Origin of the sequence: Intestinimonas timonensis (assembly GCF_900626145.1) — a bacterium.
GTDB lineage: Bacteria > Bacillota > Clostridia > Oscillospirales > Oscillospiraceae > Intestinimonas > Intestinimonas aquisgranensis.
The window spans coordinates 49,494-64,043 of the sequence record NZ_LR130817.1 but is presented as its reverse complement, the minus strand read 5'-3'; the positions used below and the strand labels follow the sequence as shown (position 1 = coordinate 64,043).

The window sequence follows — 14,550 nt, the reverse complement described above, 5'->3', positions numbered from 1 at the left end:
AGGCGTATGGCACCGCCCAGTCCTTGTTCTGCACCTGCCGCTTGAGGGCCCGGGCAATGGTGTCGATGAGAGCGTCGTCCGGCTTGAGCCTGTCCCATTCCCGGACGGCGCTCACCCGGTCCTCATGCCGGGGATAGAACTTCCAAAAAGCCTCGAAGCGCTCCGGCTTCCAGGCGGGCACGCTCTTGGACGCCCGCTTCCGCTTCGGTTCTTTGGGTTCTTTCGGTTTTTCGGGCTGTCCCCCTTGGGGGACTATAGGGGGTATATTATAATCATAACTTGTACCGTTCCCCCCGACATTTTTGTCGGGAGGGGTCCCGTCAGAATTGTCAGGAGGAGTCCTGACAAAATTGTCGGGAGGGGTATAGTCTCCGCCCATGTCTTGCGGCGCAATGTCAGGAGGGGTCCCGACAAAAATGTCGGGAGGGGGTTCTGATATCCCGTGGTCGTAAATGGGATAGATCCGCCGCTCCAGCACCTCCTGGGTGCTCTCGTCCCGGATCACGTCCACCCGCAGATAGCCCCGATCCACCAGCACCGCAAAGAGCCGGGTGATGCTCCGCTCGGACAGGCTGAACAGCTCCGAAAAGTAGCCGTTCTGGGCATAGCAATACCCACGCTTGTCCGAGAGGGCGGTCACCTCCCCGTAGAGCAGCTTTGCATTGGGGGGCAGGTCCTGGTCGTAGCGGACGGAGGCGGGAATGACGGCCCAGTAGGCCGGTCGCTCTGCCATACCACCACGCTCCTCACAAGATATACTCGACCCAGCCGGGCAGACCGATGGCCACCACGATGCAGCCGAGCACCACGGCACTCTCCCGCAGGATGCGCAGGGTACGGCGGCGCTCCGCCCGGGTCATCTTCTGCCAGGACCGTTGAAGCTCGGCGATCATGCGGCACCGCCTGCTTCCGTCACGACTGTGTTTGCCCCCTGGACAGTGATCCAGCCATGCTCCAGCCTCGCCTCAGCCTCTTTCATCTGGATGAGCTCAGGAGTAATGGATGCGGCAATGATGCGATTTGCCTCTGCCTCTGCCTCCGCTTCGATGAGCTTTACGGCGGCCTCAGATTCCGCGATCACACGATCGGTCTCTGCCTGGGCCTGGGCTGTCTGGCGCTCCAGCTCCGCGATTTCTGCATCCTGCTTGGCCTGCTCCTTGGCCTGTACCTTGGCCATGAGGGTATTGTCCAGCTCCACATCGATGACCAAGGCACTGGAGACATTGATCCCATATTCCTCAGTCAGTCTTTCGTTGAGGTAGGTGGTGATGGCATCGTTGACCTCGGACTTCTTATCCGAGTAGATGTCCATCACCGTAAACTTCGGCGTGACTTCTTTGACATAGGCAATGATGCTGTTCTGGACGCGGGATTCCACGATGGTATAACCATCCATACCGTTGAATTTGCGGTAGAGATCGACCACCCTGTCCGGGATAAAATTGTAGTTGACGGTGAGATTGATCTTGACCATACCCCCATTGGCGGGGGCATCGATGGACCAGTCTGGGTGCTTGTTATCGTTGTAGTCCGCTGGGTCATCGGAAAAAACGATCTGCTGCTGGGAGATGGGGAACTGCTTGACATGGCGGAACGGGCTCATGAAATGCCACCCCTGAGAAATGGTCTCCTCCTCCACTCCCTTGGTGGAGTAGACCACGCCCACATTTCCAGTCTCAACGATCTCCAAGGATACAATGGCCCCGATGGCACACGCCAGAGCTACGACGACAGCCGCGATAAATGCAAAGTATTTCATAGTTACCTCCGATTCATCATGTAATATACGATGGAAAAAACAGTGGCGAAGATGATAAGAAACAGGAACAGCACAGCCTTCATATCGCCCCTCCTATCTCAGGCAGACCACTGCTCCGGTGAGCACGGCAACAGCGACCATAGCTGCCATCACTACGACTGCCTTCAGCACGATTCCAAGGCCGTGCCCCGATTCCCTGCGGGGATTTTCCCTCACTGGGGTCCAGTCCGCGTCCATGTAGTCCATGTGAATCCCTCCTTCTGTTTATTCCGTGCCGCTCCTGGCGCGGCGGGTCGCGGTGACGCCAGAGGCGGGCGTCCTACCGGGGGAAAGAGCCGGCTCCGCCTGATCCCCGCCGCCCCAGCGGCGGCACGGTCGTGTTGATGCTCACAGGGGCGCCTTATCGCACACCCAGCCGCTGGACAGGCTGCACACGATCCCGCCGGACAGCTCTACCCAGTGCTCCTCACGGGTGTCATAAGTTTCCTCAAAGTAAAAATGCCTTCGTACTCCGAAACCCAGCTCCCATAGGTAGCGCAGCCGCTCCTCCTCGCTGTCCCGTACAACCAGACACTTGGGGTACCCACCTCCATGGCTGGCCTCAAAGGTGATATGCAGCTTATCCAGTGCCTTGGGCCAGTCTTCTTCCCGCTTGGCTTTCTGGGCCGCCCATTCGGCCAGCACCTTAGCCATAAAGTCCCGCTCGCTCATGATGCCGCTCCCCCCATTCCCATCACGGCTCCGGTGACGGCGGCCGCCATGACCCGCGCTGACTCCAGTTTTGCGTCCACAATGCTGTTGGCAATGTCGGACCAGATCTCTTTCAGCTCCCGCATGCCCATGGCTTGGAACTCCCCATGGCGGTAGCGGATCAGGCCGGCGGGATTGATGTTATAGGCCCATGTCCCGGTATCATCGTTCTGCACCGCAAAACCGAAAGGGACCCGGCCCTGCTGGAGCGCCGATGCCAAAGTGCAGGACGACCAGCCAATCGCAGAAGCCGCCAGCCATACCGGCACATTGGCGTGCTCCATGATCTCCTCATCTGTGGGGGCATTCGATTTCCGTTTCATTCTGTTTCCCTCCTCACTCGCCCTGTCGGGCGCACCGCAGTTCCAGGGCGGCCTCCACGATTCCATCGAGCTCGTCCAGGATTTCGTCGTACTCCGGGCGTTCGCCGGTGTCAATGACGTTATCTTCCGCTATCTCCATGAGCCGCCGGTTTCTGTGGGCGTCGGCAAACTTGTAGATGCGATTGGTCAGCTTGGCGCTGGCCTCCAGTACTGACCGGGGCTGGATCTCCGGCACCACCCGGCTGTACATGGCGTTTTTCTCACGGGCGTGCCATGCGATCAGATGCAGGGCGTTGTACAGGATGGACATGAGGTCCACCACATCATCAGGCGGCGTCCGCTGTCCGGTCTCATAGGCCCGCATGGACTCCACGCTGATGCCCAGCCGCTCCGCTGCCGCCTCCTGGGTAAACCCGGCGGCCTTGCGGCAGATTTTGTAGATATTCCGGCATTCCTCCGGCATGGTGTTTCCCTCCTCAATGGGATATGATGATGGTGTAGGGGAGCAGATAATCTCGTTCCCCAGTACTCTTCTTGTCCCCTTCCGCCACCCGTGGTAAAATTCGGGTGGTAGAAAGGGGGTGAAAGAATTGACAAAGCAGGAACTTGAAGAGCGTCTGAATCAAGCGCTTGAATCCTACAAAACAGACACGCTGGCCTTAAGCGACCCTTACGGGAAGCGCCCTGTTACGGATGGTGAGCTCCATGAATTCGCACGGCAGACTTTCTACGCCCTGCATGAGTTCAAAACAGCAATTCTGGAGTACCTTCCCTGAGCACTAGCTGAGGCCTCCATGGCCTCAGCTTTTATTTTCGGTGGCCTGCTGGAGATCCGAGATAATCCTGTTCGCTTCCGTAGCTACTGCGCTGGCCTGTTCCTTCAGCGTCAGCAATCTTGATATTAAACTCTCACGATCTACGTTTATCTCAAATACCAGTGTGTACCTCTCAAAACCTGTATTCATCCTTATTCACCTCCTCACTCAGCTGGCGTCCTTCTCCTCCACCCCGGGCGGCTCCCGGCCGTAGAGGGCGTCAATGCTACAGTGGAGCAAGTCGGCCAATTCGGGCAATTTTGAAGCACTTGGCATCGCCGCTCCTGTTTCCCACATGGCAATATTGGACTGACTCACATTTAGCTGCTCAGCCAACTTTTTCTGTGTCAAATTGGCCATCTGGCGAAGTCGTCGAAGCCCTTTCATTTTCTCCCTCCTCTTCATATCAAGTTTCTTTATATCTTGTACGCAATCATAATATATCAAGTTTCTTTATATGTCAAGCATTTATTAAAGTTTCTTGATATTTTCTTTTTTGGCTGTATCAATCATGCTAATATAGAATCAAGGTGGTTGATATAATGAACCGAATCCGTGAGCTCCGCACTGCCAGAGGGCTGAAACAAGTTGAACTGGCAAAAAACATTTCTGTCAGTCAAGCAGCTCTCTCCGGCTATGAAACTGGTAAATACGAACCCGATTTTGATACGCTCCAAAAAATTGCCGACTATTTCTCTGTCTCCGTTGATTATGTGATTGGTCGCTCTGATAGCTCAAAGCCTTCCTCTTCGTCTCCATCACATGAAGATGAAGTTACCAAAGGTCAAATGAAGGCCGCCTTCTGGGGCGGAGAAAAGGACCTAAGTCAAGAGGAACTGGACGACATGTGGAATGATGTCGAACGGTTTGCGGCCTTCCTTGCTGAGAAAAAACGTCAGGAGAAAAAGAATGGCTGAACTCCTGGAGCTCTATAACCTCGCGGAGGCCCACAGCATTGACGTCTACTGGTTTGACCTCGGCGCCGCTGAGTCCCTGTCCATTTCCCTGGACGACGGGAGCTACGCCATCGCCATGGACCCCTGGCGGATGCCCACCCTGGCCGACGAAAAGTGTAAGCTGGCCCATGAGTTGGGCCACTGTGAGACCGGCGCCTTCTACAACCGTTGCGCAGCTCATGATCTCCGTCAAAAGCATGAGCTGCATGCCAATCGCTGGGCATATGAAAAGCTCGTCCCAGAGGACGAGCTGATAGAGGCCTACCGCCAGGGCTACCATGAGCCTTGGGAGTTGGCTGAATATTTTGATGTAACCGAGCCTTTTTTACGGGATGCATTGCAGTATTACCAAACAGTTTTTAGGACTTGATATTGCACACGCCTACCATAGAGAAGTATTTGTGGGAGGGATTTATAATGTTTTGCTCTATGTGTGGAGAAGAACTTCAAAATAATGCTTTGTTTTGCCACAAGTGTGGTGCAAAGCAGAACTTCTCTACCGAAACCGGCTCTGGAACGGTGAAACTGATATTAGACCGGGCAAGTCAGATTTACTTACTGAATCCTCCAATTAAGGCGACCATCAATGGGACAATCTTTGCTTCTGTCGAAAATGGTCATACCGAAACAATAGAGGTAGAACCTGGACCTTGTGTCCTAGAACTCTCAGCTAGCATTCGGAAGACTACTCTTGAATTTGACCTGCAAAAAGATACAAGAGTTGAAATTGGGTTCAATCGGATATCGGGGAAAATTACAGCAAAAATAAAATAAAGTTATCCGATTATTTCTGAAAAATCGTGAAAGGCCGGGGCAGCGGCCCCGGCCTTTAAAAGTCCAAGAAATCGAACATTTGTATGATAACGGGGTGAGCATATGAGGCGTGCCAATGGGACAGGAACCGTGGTCAAGCTCTCCGGCAACCGCCGGAGGCCCTATGCGGTGCGGGTATCCGTCCGTGACAAATATGGCCGGCTGGTACAAAAGGCAGTGAGCTACCATGCCAGGCTCAGCGAGGCACAGGCTGCGCTGGATGCTTACAATGATGCTCACCATACCGCCCTGACGGGTTCGGAGTTAGACCGGCTCACGATCACTGTTGGAAAGGTCTATGAACTGTGGTCGGCCCGGAAATATGCCAAGGCAGGCGACGCCTCCGTGACCAGCTATCGCTCCTCCTGGAGCCGTGTGCAGGCCCTGGCCGGGATGAAGATGAAGGACGTCTCCATAGATCACCTTCAGCGGATCATTGACGCCGACGAGGCCGCGGGACTCTCCCAGTCTACCCTGAAAAATGACCGGCTTCTCATGCGCTCTCTGTTCCGCTATGCGATGGAGCGGGATATCGTGGACAAGGATTACTCCGCATTCATCCAGATGCCCTCCGTAGGCGCAAAGCATGAAAAGGGGGTCTTCAACGATTTCCAGATAAAACACTTGGAGGAGATGGCCGCCTCCGGCCGTCCCTGGGCTGATACCGTTCTGATGCTGTGCTATACCGGCTTCCGCATCAATGAGTTTCTGGGCCTCACACCCTTTGCCTATGACCGGGAGGGAGATTATCTGCGCGGCGGCTCCAAGACCCGCGCCGGCCGGGACCGGATCGTCCCCGTTCACCCCAAGATCAAGCCGTATCTGCTCCGCTGGCTCTCCCGTGGAGGCAGCACCATCATCTGCGGGGACACTGGCCGCCGCCTGACTTATGACTGGTACTGCAAGCATGCCTTCAACCCTATTGTAGCAGATCTCGGCCTCCCCCAGGCCACCCCTCATTGGTGCCGTCATACCGCCTTCACCCGCCTCCACGCTGCCGGCGCGCCTGATTTGGAGATCAAGCGCATCTTGGGGCATGCGGACAGCAACGTGACCGAACACTATACCAAGACAGACATTGAGCAGCTTAGGGCCGCCATTTTGCTCTTGGCATAATCACTAAATACCACCCATTCGTAACGGGCAAGTAACGGGTTAATAACAAACTGGGCCGCAATCCCTTGCGGCCCAGTCTTTTCTAAATATCCGAATTTTAATCAATTTACAAGGCAGGGTATAGGAATCATCCCCGCTTTTCGACCCTGGAAAAGATTGTGCCTTGCCCTGGCGGGGAAAATTAGTTACAATTTGGTTACAACTTTTTCAGGAGGACCCACCATGAAACGCCTTTTGATGAGTCTGGCCCTGAGCCTTTCTCTGACCCTTACCCCGGCCCTGGCGGCCAGTACCCTGACCGTTGACGGCCGCACCGTAGACACCGACGCTACCGTGCGAAACAATACCACCTACGTCTCCCTTCGGGCAGTGACGCAGGCTCTTCAACCCGACGCCCTCATCCTCTGGACCGGCGACCGGGCCTCAGCGGAGGGGCAGGACTTCTCCCTCACCGCCCAGCCCGGCGCCCTCTATTTGGAGGTCAACGGCCGGGCCCTCTACATCCCCCAGGGCGTTCTGTTGGAAAACGGCCGTACTCTTGTGCCCGTACGGGTGCTGGCCGAGGCTCTGGGCGCCGACGTGGACTGGAACAGCGCCACCGGTGAGGTGACCGTCACCTCCGGTGACGGCACCATTCTCACCGAGTACGACGTCTACGATCCCGACGCCCTCTACTGGCTCTCCCGCATCATCTCCGCCGAGAGTCAGGGGGAACCCCTGACCGGCAAGGTGGGAGTTGGAAACGTGATCCTCAACCGGGTGGGCCACGCTGAGTTCCCCAACACCATCTACGGCGTCATCTTTGACAGCCGTTGGGGCGGTCAGTTCGAGCCGGTCCAGAACGGCACCGTCTACAGCACCCCCACCCAGGAGAGCGTCATCGCCGCCAAGCTGGTGCTGGAGGGGGCCGACACGGTAGGGGACAGCCTCTACTTTCTGGCCCCCTCCCTGGCCGGCAATCACTGGATCATGGAGAACCGGGACTATGTGGCCACCATCGGCGGCCACTGGTTCTACCGATGACTACTGGTTGGCGATGCGCTCGGCCAGGTCGTTGAGGTAGACCCAGCGGTCCATCTTCTCCTCCAGGGCGGTCTCCAGGGCCTCCTGCTTGGCCTGGAGCTCCTGGAGGGCCACGTAGTCGCTGGCCTTGGCCTCCGCCTCGGCCTTGACGGCGGCGATCTCCCCCTCCAGGGCGGCGATGTCGTCGTCGATGGTCTCGAACTCCCGCTGTTCCTTGTAGCTGAAGCGCAGCTTCTTCTGGCCCGTGGGCCGCTCCTCCTTTTTCTCGGGAGCGGTCTTCCGGGCCTTTTCCTTTTCTTTGTCCCTCTCCTGGCGGGCGGCCAGGTAGTCGGTGTAGTTGCCCACATACTCGGTGACCACGCCCTCAGGCCCAACCTCCAGCAGACGGTTTGCCGTCTTGTCCAGGAAGTAGCGGTCGTGGGAGACGGCAATGACGGCGCCGGGGAAGTTTTCCAGATAGTCCTCCAGAATGGTGAGGGTCTGGATATCCAGATCGTTGGTTGGCTCGTCCAGCAGCAGCACGTTGGGGGCGGCGGCCAGGACGGCGAGGAGGAAGAGCCGCCGCTTCTCTCCGCCAGAGAGCCGGCCGATGGGTGCCCACTGCTCATCCTTGGGGAAGAGGAACTGCTCCAGGAGCTGGGAGGCGGTGACCTTCCCCTCCCGGGTCTGGATGCTGTCCCCGATGTCTTTCACATAGTCGATGACCCGCTGCTCCGGGTCCAGGATGGGGGTCTCCTGACAGAAGTAGCCGATCCGCACCGTCTCTCCCACCTCGATGGTGCCGCTGTCGGGAGTAAGCCGCCCGGCGATGAGGTTGAGGAGGGTGGACTTGCCGCTGCCGTTGGTGCCCACCACGCCGATGCGGTCGTCCCGCAGCAGCTCCAGACTGAAGTCGCGGAGGACGGTCCGCTCCCCAAAGGCCTTGGACACGTGCTGGAGGGAGATGGTCTTCTTGCCCAGCCGGGAGGAGAGGGCGGTGATCTCCATGGAGGCCTTCTCCTCCAGGCCCTTCTGCTCCTTCAGGGCCTCGTACCGTTCCAGCCGCTCCCGGCTCTTGGTGCCCCGGGCGGTGGGGCCCTGCATCACCCACTGGAGCTCCCGGCGGAGGATGGACTGCCGCTTGCGCTCGCTGGCCTGGGCCATCTCCTCCCGCTGGGCCTTCCGCTCCAGGTACTTGTCATAGTTGCCCTCGTAGAAATAGAGCTTGCCCCGCTCCACCTCCACCAGGCGCTGGGTGACCCGCTCCAGGAAGTAGCGGTCGTGGGTGACCATGACCAGGGCTCCCTTGAAGGAGCGCAGATAGTCTTCCAGCCAGGCAACCATGCCGCTGTCCAGATGGTTGGTGGGCTCGTCCAGGATGAGGACGTCGCAGCCGCTGACCAGGGCGGCGCACAGGGCCACCCGCTTGCGCTGGCCGCCGGAGAGCTGCCCCACCGGCTGGTCGAACATGGGCACCCCCAGCCGGGTAAGGATGGTCTTGGCCTCGTACTCGGCCACCGCCCGTGCCTCATCCGAGAGCCCGGCAAAGACCTGCTCCAGCACGGTGTTGGCCGGGTCGAAGTTGGGGAGCTGGGGCAGGTAGTCCAGGCGCACGTTGGGGTCCCGGCTCACCGAACCGCCGTCGGGCTCCTCGGCTCCCGCCAGGATGCGCAGCAGGGTGCTCTTCCCCGTGCCGTTGACGCCGATGACCCCCAGCTTCTCGCCGGGCTCCAGATAGAGGGACACGTCATCCAGCACGGACCGTGTCCCGTAGGTCTTTGTAATGTGTTCCGCCGAAAGCAGCATATGGTTCCCTCACTTTTGTGGATCTGCCCTCCAGTATACACGATTTCCCCAAAAATAGGAACCCCCCGGCCATGAGGCCGGGGGGCGTCATTATGGAAGGGTCTCCAACCAGCAGCCCGGCCCGGCGGTTTCTCCCTCAATGGGGATGTACCACAGGCCGAAGGACACCCCCACCACCTGCTCCGGATCGATGGGGTCCTGCAGATCCCACCGACTATACGTATAGTCCTCCGAACCATCTCCAGATCCCAGGTAGAAGGTGCCGCCCGGTATGAGCTCCTTGCATATGGTGCCGTCCGCCAGGTAGAGAGCGGGAGAATATTGGAGACTCATCCCGTCTGCGGACACACATTCCGCAGACAGACCCAAGGCCGTGATGTCCAGGGCCCGGATGGTGATATCGCCAACGGTCTCCTCCAGCTGGATGCGCCGGTGGGGCACATCCTCCAGGGGGACGGTGAGTGCCCAGTTTCCCTCCACTGCCGGGCTGTCTGCCGCCAGAATAGACACCTGCCCCACAAGGAGATCAGGAAGGTCCTCCTGGGTGATCTGATAGCAACGGTCCATGTACCATACTCCATCCTGTTGGAAGCGGACCTCCGTCCAGTCCTGCGTATACCGGAAATAGCGCTCACGGCTCTCCACCGTCTCTCCCGCGCTCCGGCTGTTCACCACCACAGAGAAGGTGGAGCTTGGGACATGAATGCCCTTTCCGTCGCATCGGAGCTGGATATGGAGCCTGCCGTCCGTTCCGAAACCGATGGAGGACAGCTCCGCCAGCGCCGTCCCCTCCAGCTCCGCCGGGGTCTGCTCCGGCATCAGCACCGTCTCCCCGGTGTCCAGGGTCATGGTCTCCAGGGTGGCCTCGGTGAGGAGGCTTTCATCGAACCGGCCCGACTCATGCCACATCCCGCCGTATACGCCGTCAATGGTGAGCTCCAAGGTGCCGCCCACAGCAGCCACTCCGTCGGCGTTGAAATCAAAGCGCACCAGGGCGGTCTTGGTCTCGGCGTCGTAGCTGACCGCCTTGGCGCCGGTCCAGCTCCAGGTCTCATAGTCTGCCTCCGGCCGCTGGGCCATGGCCACCGTCAGCTCCGTATCCTCTCCCAGCCGGTCCCCGGTCCGGTCCCGGACCTCCAGATACACCCGGGCAGTATTACCGTCCGAGAGGGCGGAGATTGCCCGGATCTCGATGCCCTGGTCGGTGGCGGATACCCCATCCACCTCTTGGGCATAGGGCGCGAAATTTCCCAGAGTGACCAGCAGGGCCTCACGCAGGCCAGGTGAGACCGCCACAGCAGTGACCAGTAGGGCAGCACACACCGCCGCCGCCAGGCGGACCGGCGCAGGTCCTCACACCTGTGGAGGGTCACCCGGACCAGCCACCGCTTCAGATGGTCCTCATCCTGAAAGGTGCGCTCCCTCAGCAGGGCGAGAAAAACCTCCTGGCCCACATCCTCGGCGTCGGCCTGGCTTTTGAGCCGCTGGAAGGCCAGCCGCAGCACCATGGAGCCGTACTGCTCCACCGCCCAGGCCGCCAGGGCCCGGTCCACGGTCAGTTGTTCCACCGCTCCCCCTCCTTTCTACTGATATAACGACGGAGCAGGGGTATTTTCGTGCGCAGGGCAGAAAAAAATGGCCGCGGATCGCGGCCATTTTTTCTGTGTTCAACTCATCATGCCTGGGGCAGGGGGACGGTGCTGCCGCCGTGAGGCATGAGGATGGTCTCCACCCCTGCCAGACTGCCGCCGTTGCATCGGGCGGCCAGTTTCAAAGCTTCATCCAGAGTCCGGGCCACCTGGATCTTGGTTCGTCCAAAGCGCTGGACGTCCAGCTCGGTGACCAAGATCAGGTTGTAGTTCTTCGCCATTTCAGCGAAGAGGAAACCGATAAAGCCACCGATGGAGAAGTCGGCCCGGAGGGCCTTTTCCCGCTCATCCATGGTGTCGTACTCGCAGATCTGAGCCTCGCAGTCGGCGTCGCCGAAGCCCTCCCGGCACTGGGAAAGCAGGATGATGGTGCCGCCGGGGGCAGTGGCGGACATGGCGTTGGTCAGGGTCTTTGAGGACTGGTAGAGGTTGATGTCCTTGGGATAGCCCCCCGCACTGGCGATGACCAGGGGGGTGCGGTGGGGGATGGGCACGCCGTCCATCTGTTCCACCACCTTGGCCGCCGCCCTGTGGGCCTCCCGCCAGTCGCCGGCAAAGGCGCCCACGATCTGATAATCGTCATCCACGATGACATTGAGCAGGTAGGCGGGCTTGGCAAAGGCGGCGCACTCCATGAGATCGGCGTGGAAGGGGTTGTCCTCCCCCATGTTGCCGTTGCACACCCGGGGGTTGGAGCCGCTGCCCAGGCCGGGATTGAGGGCGTTGTTGTGGTTGGTATTGATGGTCTCACGGCCGGCGATGCCGGGGACGATGGACTTCCGGCCGCCGCCGAAGCCGGCCAGGAAGTGATAGACCACGCCGCCGGTGAGGATGAGCTTGTCGCAGGCCATAGCATAGCTGTCCAGCCACACCGGCGTGCCCCGGCTGGTGGTGCCCATATAGGTGAGGTGCTCTTTGTCGTCACACTGGTGGTCGATGAACCGGATGCGGCGGTAGAGGTACTCCCCCACCAGGGAGATATGCTCCTCCTCGGTCTGCCGCCGGTGGGTGCCGGTGGCGCAGAGGATGAGGATGTCCTTGTCGGGGATGCCGGCCCGGTTGAGCCGCTCCACCAGGATGGGCAGGTAGGTGCTGGGCTGCTGCCAGCGCCGAGTCACGTCGGAGATGATGATGCACACCTTGTCCCCGGCCTGCACGGCCTCCTCAATGGGGCCGGAACCGATGGGGTGGTCCAGGGCGTACTCGATGTGCTCACGCACCGTCCGCTTGGGAAGATCCACCGCGTTGGCATGGAGCTCCGCCACAATCTGGCCGGGGTCCAGATGCACTGGGAATGCGGTGTCGCTGTATTTCATGGTTTCCATTGTTTTTCGCCTTCTGTTTCTGGGGTTTGCGTCAAAGGACGCCGGTATCGATTTATGATGGTAGCACTTTACTCCAGGAAAGTCAAGTGGTACTACCTCTCCGGCGGAAGGCAAAAAAGCGCTGTCCGAAATAGTTGAAGACGGTGTAGAGGCCCATGCCCACCAGCTTGGAGAGCCGCTCCCACCAGATTGCGGGGAGGGGGTTGAGAGGGGCGAGCACCCCCATCACCAGCCGGGCCAGGCCGTAGCCCACCACATAGCACACCGCCACGTTGATAGCAAATTTCACCGCCGCCTTCCACATTACCTCGTCGCTGTGGAAGGTGAAGCGCCGGTTGAGGAAAAAGCTCATCACCGCCCCGGCCACATAGGCGATGGCGGTGGAGGGCCAGTAGCCCAGGCCCTCCAGGGCGAACATGAGTACCGTGGAGAGGAGGGTGTTCCCCACCCCCACCAGGAGAAATTTGAGCATGCTCACATCAAAGAGCTTCTTCATCCCGCTCCTCCAATACCTCCCGGATCAGGAACCGGGGCCGGGCCTTGGTCTCCAGGTAGATTTTGCCGATATACTCCCCGATAACCCCCAGGGACAGCAGGATCAGCCCGCCGATGGCCCACACCGAGCAGATGAGGCTGGCCCAGCCCAGAATGGTCTCCCCCATGGCCCAGCGGACGATGGAGTAGATGAGCATGGCGATGCTCACCAGAAAGACCAGGAAGCCCAGCAGGGTGATGTACCGGATGGGCTTGGTGGAGAGGCTGGTGATGCCCTCCAGGGCGAAGGAGAGCATCTTTTTGAGGGGGTACTTGCTCTCTCCGGCGAAGCGCTCCCCACGCTCGTAGGAGACATAGCCGGTGGTGTAGCCGATCATGGGCACAATGCCCCTCAGGAAGAGGTTGACCTCCTTGAACTGGGCCAGGCCCTCCAGGGCACGGCGGGACATGAGGCGGTAGTCGGCGTGGTTGAACACGGTCTCCGCCCCCAGAAAGCTCATAAAGCGGTAAAAGCCCTCGGCGGTGACACGCTTGAAGAAGGTATCCTTCTCCCGGGCGGAGCGCACCCCATAGACGATGTCGCACCCCTCGTGGTACTTGTCTACCATGGCGTCCACGGCGTCGATGTCGTCCTGAAGATCGGCGTCCATGGAGATGACCATATCCGCCCGGTCCTTGCCCGTCATAAGCCCCGCCAGCAGGGCGTTCTGATGGCCCTGGTTCCGGCTCAGGTCCACACCGGAGAACCGTGAATCACTTTGGTGCAGGCCGCTGATGATGGACCAGGTGCCGTCCTTGGAGCCGTCGTTCACAAAGAGGACCCGGCTCTTGTCCGAAATCTTCCCCGCCGCCGTCAGGCTCGTCAGCTTCTCCCCCAGTCGCCTGGCGGTCTCCGGCAGCACGGCCTCCTCGTTATAACAGGGGACGACGATATATAATGTATTATTCATTTTCTTTTGGTACCTCAAACATAGAAATCTCCAATACTTCACATATCTTCATCATCAGTGGAAGGGTGGGGTTTCTCGCTCCAGTCTCGATCTGGTTCATATACGGCTGAGAGATCCCCAGCAGCTTTGAAAGCTGATTTTGGCTTAATCCTTTTTCCTCCCGTTTTTTGCGGATGAGATCCCGATAATCCATAGGGCACCTCCCTCGTGTGATTCATTATATAGCTCTGTGCAATATGTGTAAATTATTGCTTATTGCAATAATAGTGATTGACCTGGTTATTGCAATGTGCTATATTCTTGTCGAGGTAATCAATATGGACAATGCCCTCCGTTTTTTGACCGATGCCGCCCTGGGGTGCATGCGGGAGGAGCTGACCTGCGACGCCGACTACCGCCAGTGTCAAGCGGAGGGGGAGGCCCTCTGGGCCCAGCTGCGGCAGCGCTACCAGGGGGAGATGGGACACGCCCTGCTGGCCGCAGCGGACGCGGAAAACGCCCTGGCCGGCTTTGAGACGGAGCGGGCCTTTCTCATGGGCCTTCAGCTGGGCATCTCCATGGGCCGGCTGGACCTGCTGCCGGAGAAATGAAAAGCCTTCCCCCTGAGGGGGAAGGTCCAGGTTGTCGAAAAAGGGCATATACGTCAGATTTTGTGCAAGAGCCTCGCAGAGTTCCGTCGTCCGCAGACGACGGAATCAAGTACAGTCTGTTTTTTCCGGGGACATGTGCCTCGGAAAAAACACTGCTCAGGCCGCAAACGTGCGAGCGAAGCGAGTGCGATGCAGCGGCCT

General features: G+C 59.0%; 22 protein-coding genes and 1 pseudogene. 7 read left to right on the top strand and 16 right to left on the bottom strand.

Features of this window, described 5'->3' with window-relative positions; translation table 11 throughout:
• The 7 genes from E0E29_RS06310 to E0E29_RS06290 all read right to left on the bottom strand — a co-directional run.
• Positions 1-733 (bottom strand): helix-turn-helix domain-containing protein (locus E0E29_RS06310; protein WP_130850799.1); only part of this gene is annotated, 733 nt, incomplete at its 3' end.
• Positions 734-746: 13 nt separating this feature from the next.
• The gene (locus tag E0E29_RS18065; RefSeq protein ID WP_165449825.1) at positions 747-893 is read right to left on the bottom strand and encodes a hypothetical protein; all 147 of its coding nucleotides are present in this window, start codon (positions 891-893) and stop codon (positions 747-749) included.
• Positions 890-1,759: a prohibitin family protein gene (locus E0E29_RS06305; protein WP_130849163.1), complete on the bottom strand. Its 870-nt coding sequence runs from the start codon at positions 1,757-1,759 to the stop codon at positions 890-892. The genes E0E29_RS18065 and E0E29_RS06305 overlap by 4 nt, the downstream gene beginning before the upstream one ends.
• A gap of 93 nt (positions 1,760-1,852) precedes the next feature.
• Positions 1,853-2,005 (bottom strand): hypothetical protein, encoded by a 153-nt coding sequence (locus tag E0E29_RS18060; protein WP_165449824.1) that lies wholly within the window; start codon positions 2,003-2,005, stop codon positions 1,853-1,855.
• 141 nt (positions 2,006-2,146) lie between these two features.
• Positions 2,147-2,470, bottom strand: a complete 324-nt coding sequence (locus E0E29_RS06300; RefSeq protein WP_130849162.1) for a hypothetical protein — start codon at positions 2,468-2,470, stop codon at positions 2,147-2,149.
• Entirely contained in the window at positions 2,467-2,832 is a 366-nt protein-coding gene (locus E0E29_RS06295) for a hypothetical protein (protein ID WP_130849161.1), read from the bottom strand. Before E0E29_RS06295 ends, E0E29_RS06300 begins: the two co-directional genes overlap by 4 nt.
• Positions 2,833-2,845: 13 nt before the next feature.
• Positions 2,846-3,295: a helix-turn-helix domain-containing protein gene (locus tag E0E29_RS06290; RefSeq protein ID WP_130849160.1), complete on the bottom strand. Its 450-nt coding sequence runs from the start codon at positions 3,293-3,295 to the stop codon at positions 2,846-2,848.
• Between the two features lie 127 nt (positions 3,296-3,422).
• On the opposite strand from E0E29_RS06290, the gene E0E29_RS06285 reads away from it, so the two are divergent.
• Positions 3,423-3,608, top strand: a complete 186-nt coding sequence (locus E0E29_RS06285) for a hypothetical protein (RefSeq protein ID WP_130849159.1) — start codon at positions 3,423-3,425, stop codon at positions 3,606-3,608.
• 24 nt (positions 3,609-3,632) lie between these two features.
• Here E0E29_RS06285 and E0E29_RS18055 read toward each other — a convergent pair whose 3' ends face one another.
• Together E0E29_RS18055 and E0E29_RS06280 are read right to left on the bottom strand one after the other, a co-directional pair.
• A complete protein-coding gene (locus tag E0E29_RS18055) occupies positions 3,633-3,797 on the bottom strand; it encodes a hypothetical protein (protein ID WP_165449823.1) in 165 nt (54 codons plus the stop codon).
• A gap of 18 nt (positions 3,798-3,815) precedes the next feature.
• Positions 3,816-4,034 carry a helix-turn-helix domain-containing protein gene (locus E0E29_RS06280; RefSeq protein ID WP_130849158.1) on the bottom strand — a complete coding sequence of 73 codons (219 nt, stop codon included), beginning with the start codon at positions 4,032-4,034 and terminating at the stop codon, positions 3,816-3,818.
• A gap of 155 nt (positions 4,035-4,189) precedes the next feature.
• Between E0E29_RS06280 and E0E29_RS06275 the strand changes: the two genes are divergently transcribed.
• From E0E29_RS06275 to E0E29_RS06255, 5 genes are all read left to right on the top strand, one after another.
• Positions 4,190-4,564: a helix-turn-helix domain-containing protein gene (locus E0E29_RS06275; protein ID WP_130849157.1), complete on the top strand. Its 375-nt coding sequence runs from the start codon at positions 4,190-4,192 to the stop codon at positions 4,562-4,564.
• Entirely contained in the window at positions 4,557-4,973 is a 417-nt protein-coding gene (locus E0E29_RS06270) for an ImmA/IrrE family metallo-endopeptidase (protein ID WP_165449822.1), read from the top strand. The genes E0E29_RS06275 and E0E29_RS06270 overlap by 8 nt, the downstream gene beginning before the upstream one ends.
• Positions 4,974-5,020: 47 nt before the next feature.
• The gene (locus E0E29_RS06265) at positions 5,021-5,377 is read left to right on the top strand and encodes a zinc ribbon domain-containing protein (RefSeq protein ID WP_130849155.1); all 357 of its coding nucleotides are present in this window, start codon (positions 5,021-5,023) and stop codon (positions 5,375-5,377) included.
• Between the two features lie 102 nt (positions 5,378-5,479).
• The gene (locus E0E29_RS06260; RefSeq protein ID WP_130849154.1) at positions 5,480-6,532 is read left to right on the top strand and encodes a tyrosine-type recombinase/integrase; all 1,053 of its coding nucleotides are present in this window, start codon (positions 5,480-5,482) and stop codon (positions 6,530-6,532) included.
• 222 nt (positions 6,533-6,754) lie between these two features.
• Positions 6,755-7,555, top strand: a complete 801-nt coding sequence (locus E0E29_RS06255) for a stalk domain-containing protein (protein WP_130849153.1) — start codon at positions 6,755-6,757, stop codon at positions 7,553-7,555.
• On the opposite strand, the gene E0E29_RS06250 is transcribed toward E0E29_RS06255, so the two are convergent.
• The 7 genes and pseudogenes from E0E29_RS06250 to E0E29_RS06225 form a co-directional block, all read right to left on the bottom strand.
• On the bottom strand, positions 7,556-9,340 hold the full coding sequence (locus E0E29_RS06250; protein ID WP_130849152.1) for an ABC-F family ATP-binding cassette domain-containing protein: 1,785 nt from the start codon (positions 9,338-9,340) through the stop codon (positions 7,556-7,558).
• Between the two features lie 90 nt (positions 9,341-9,430).
• Positions 9,431-10,663 (bottom strand): DUF4179 domain-containing protein, encoded by a 1,233-nt coding sequence (locus tag E0E29_RS18665; RefSeq protein ID WP_242622570.1) that lies wholly within the window; start codon positions 10,661-10,663, stop codon positions 9,431-9,433.
• 14 nt (positions 10,664-10,677) lie between these two features.
• Positions 10,678-10,866: pseudogene (locus tag E0E29_RS18660) on the bottom strand (sigma factor); the annotation flags it as partial.
• Between the two features lie 149 nt (positions 10,867-11,015).
• Positions 11,016-12,314 carry a lactate racemase domain-containing protein gene (locus tag E0E29_RS06240; protein WP_130849151.1) on the bottom strand — a complete coding sequence of 433 codons (1,299 nt, stop codon included), beginning with the start codon at positions 12,312-12,314 and terminating at the stop codon, positions 11,016-11,018.
• A gap of 82 nt (positions 12,315-12,396) precedes the next feature.
• Positions 12,397-12,810, bottom strand: coding sequence for a GtrA family protein (locus E0E29_RS06235; RefSeq protein ID WP_130849150.1), 414 nt, complete (start codon positions 12,808-12,810; stop codon positions 12,397-12,399).
• Positions 12,794-13,759 carry a glycosyltransferase family 2 protein gene (locus E0E29_RS06230; protein WP_130849149.1) on the bottom strand — a complete coding sequence of 322 codons (966 nt, stop codon included), beginning with the start codon at positions 13,757-13,759 and terminating at the stop codon, positions 12,794-12,796. Before E0E29_RS06230 ends, E0E29_RS06235 begins: the two co-directional genes overlap by 17 nt.
• A complete protein-coding gene (locus tag E0E29_RS06225) occupies positions 13,752-13,952 on the bottom strand; it encodes a helix-turn-helix transcriptional regulator (protein ID WP_130849148.1) in 201 nt (66 codons plus the stop codon). Before E0E29_RS06225 ends, E0E29_RS06230 begins: the two co-directional genes overlap by 8 nt.
• A 124-nt stretch (positions 13,953-14,076) precedes the next feature.
• Between E0E29_RS06225 and E0E29_RS06220 the strand changes: the two genes are divergently transcribed.
• Positions 14,077-14,349 carry a hypothetical protein gene (locus E0E29_RS06220; protein WP_130849147.1) on the top strand — a complete coding sequence of 91 codons (273 nt, stop codon included), beginning with the start codon at positions 14,077-14,079 and terminating at the stop codon, positions 14,347-14,349.
• Positions 14,350-14,550 lie beyond the last annotated feature (201 nt).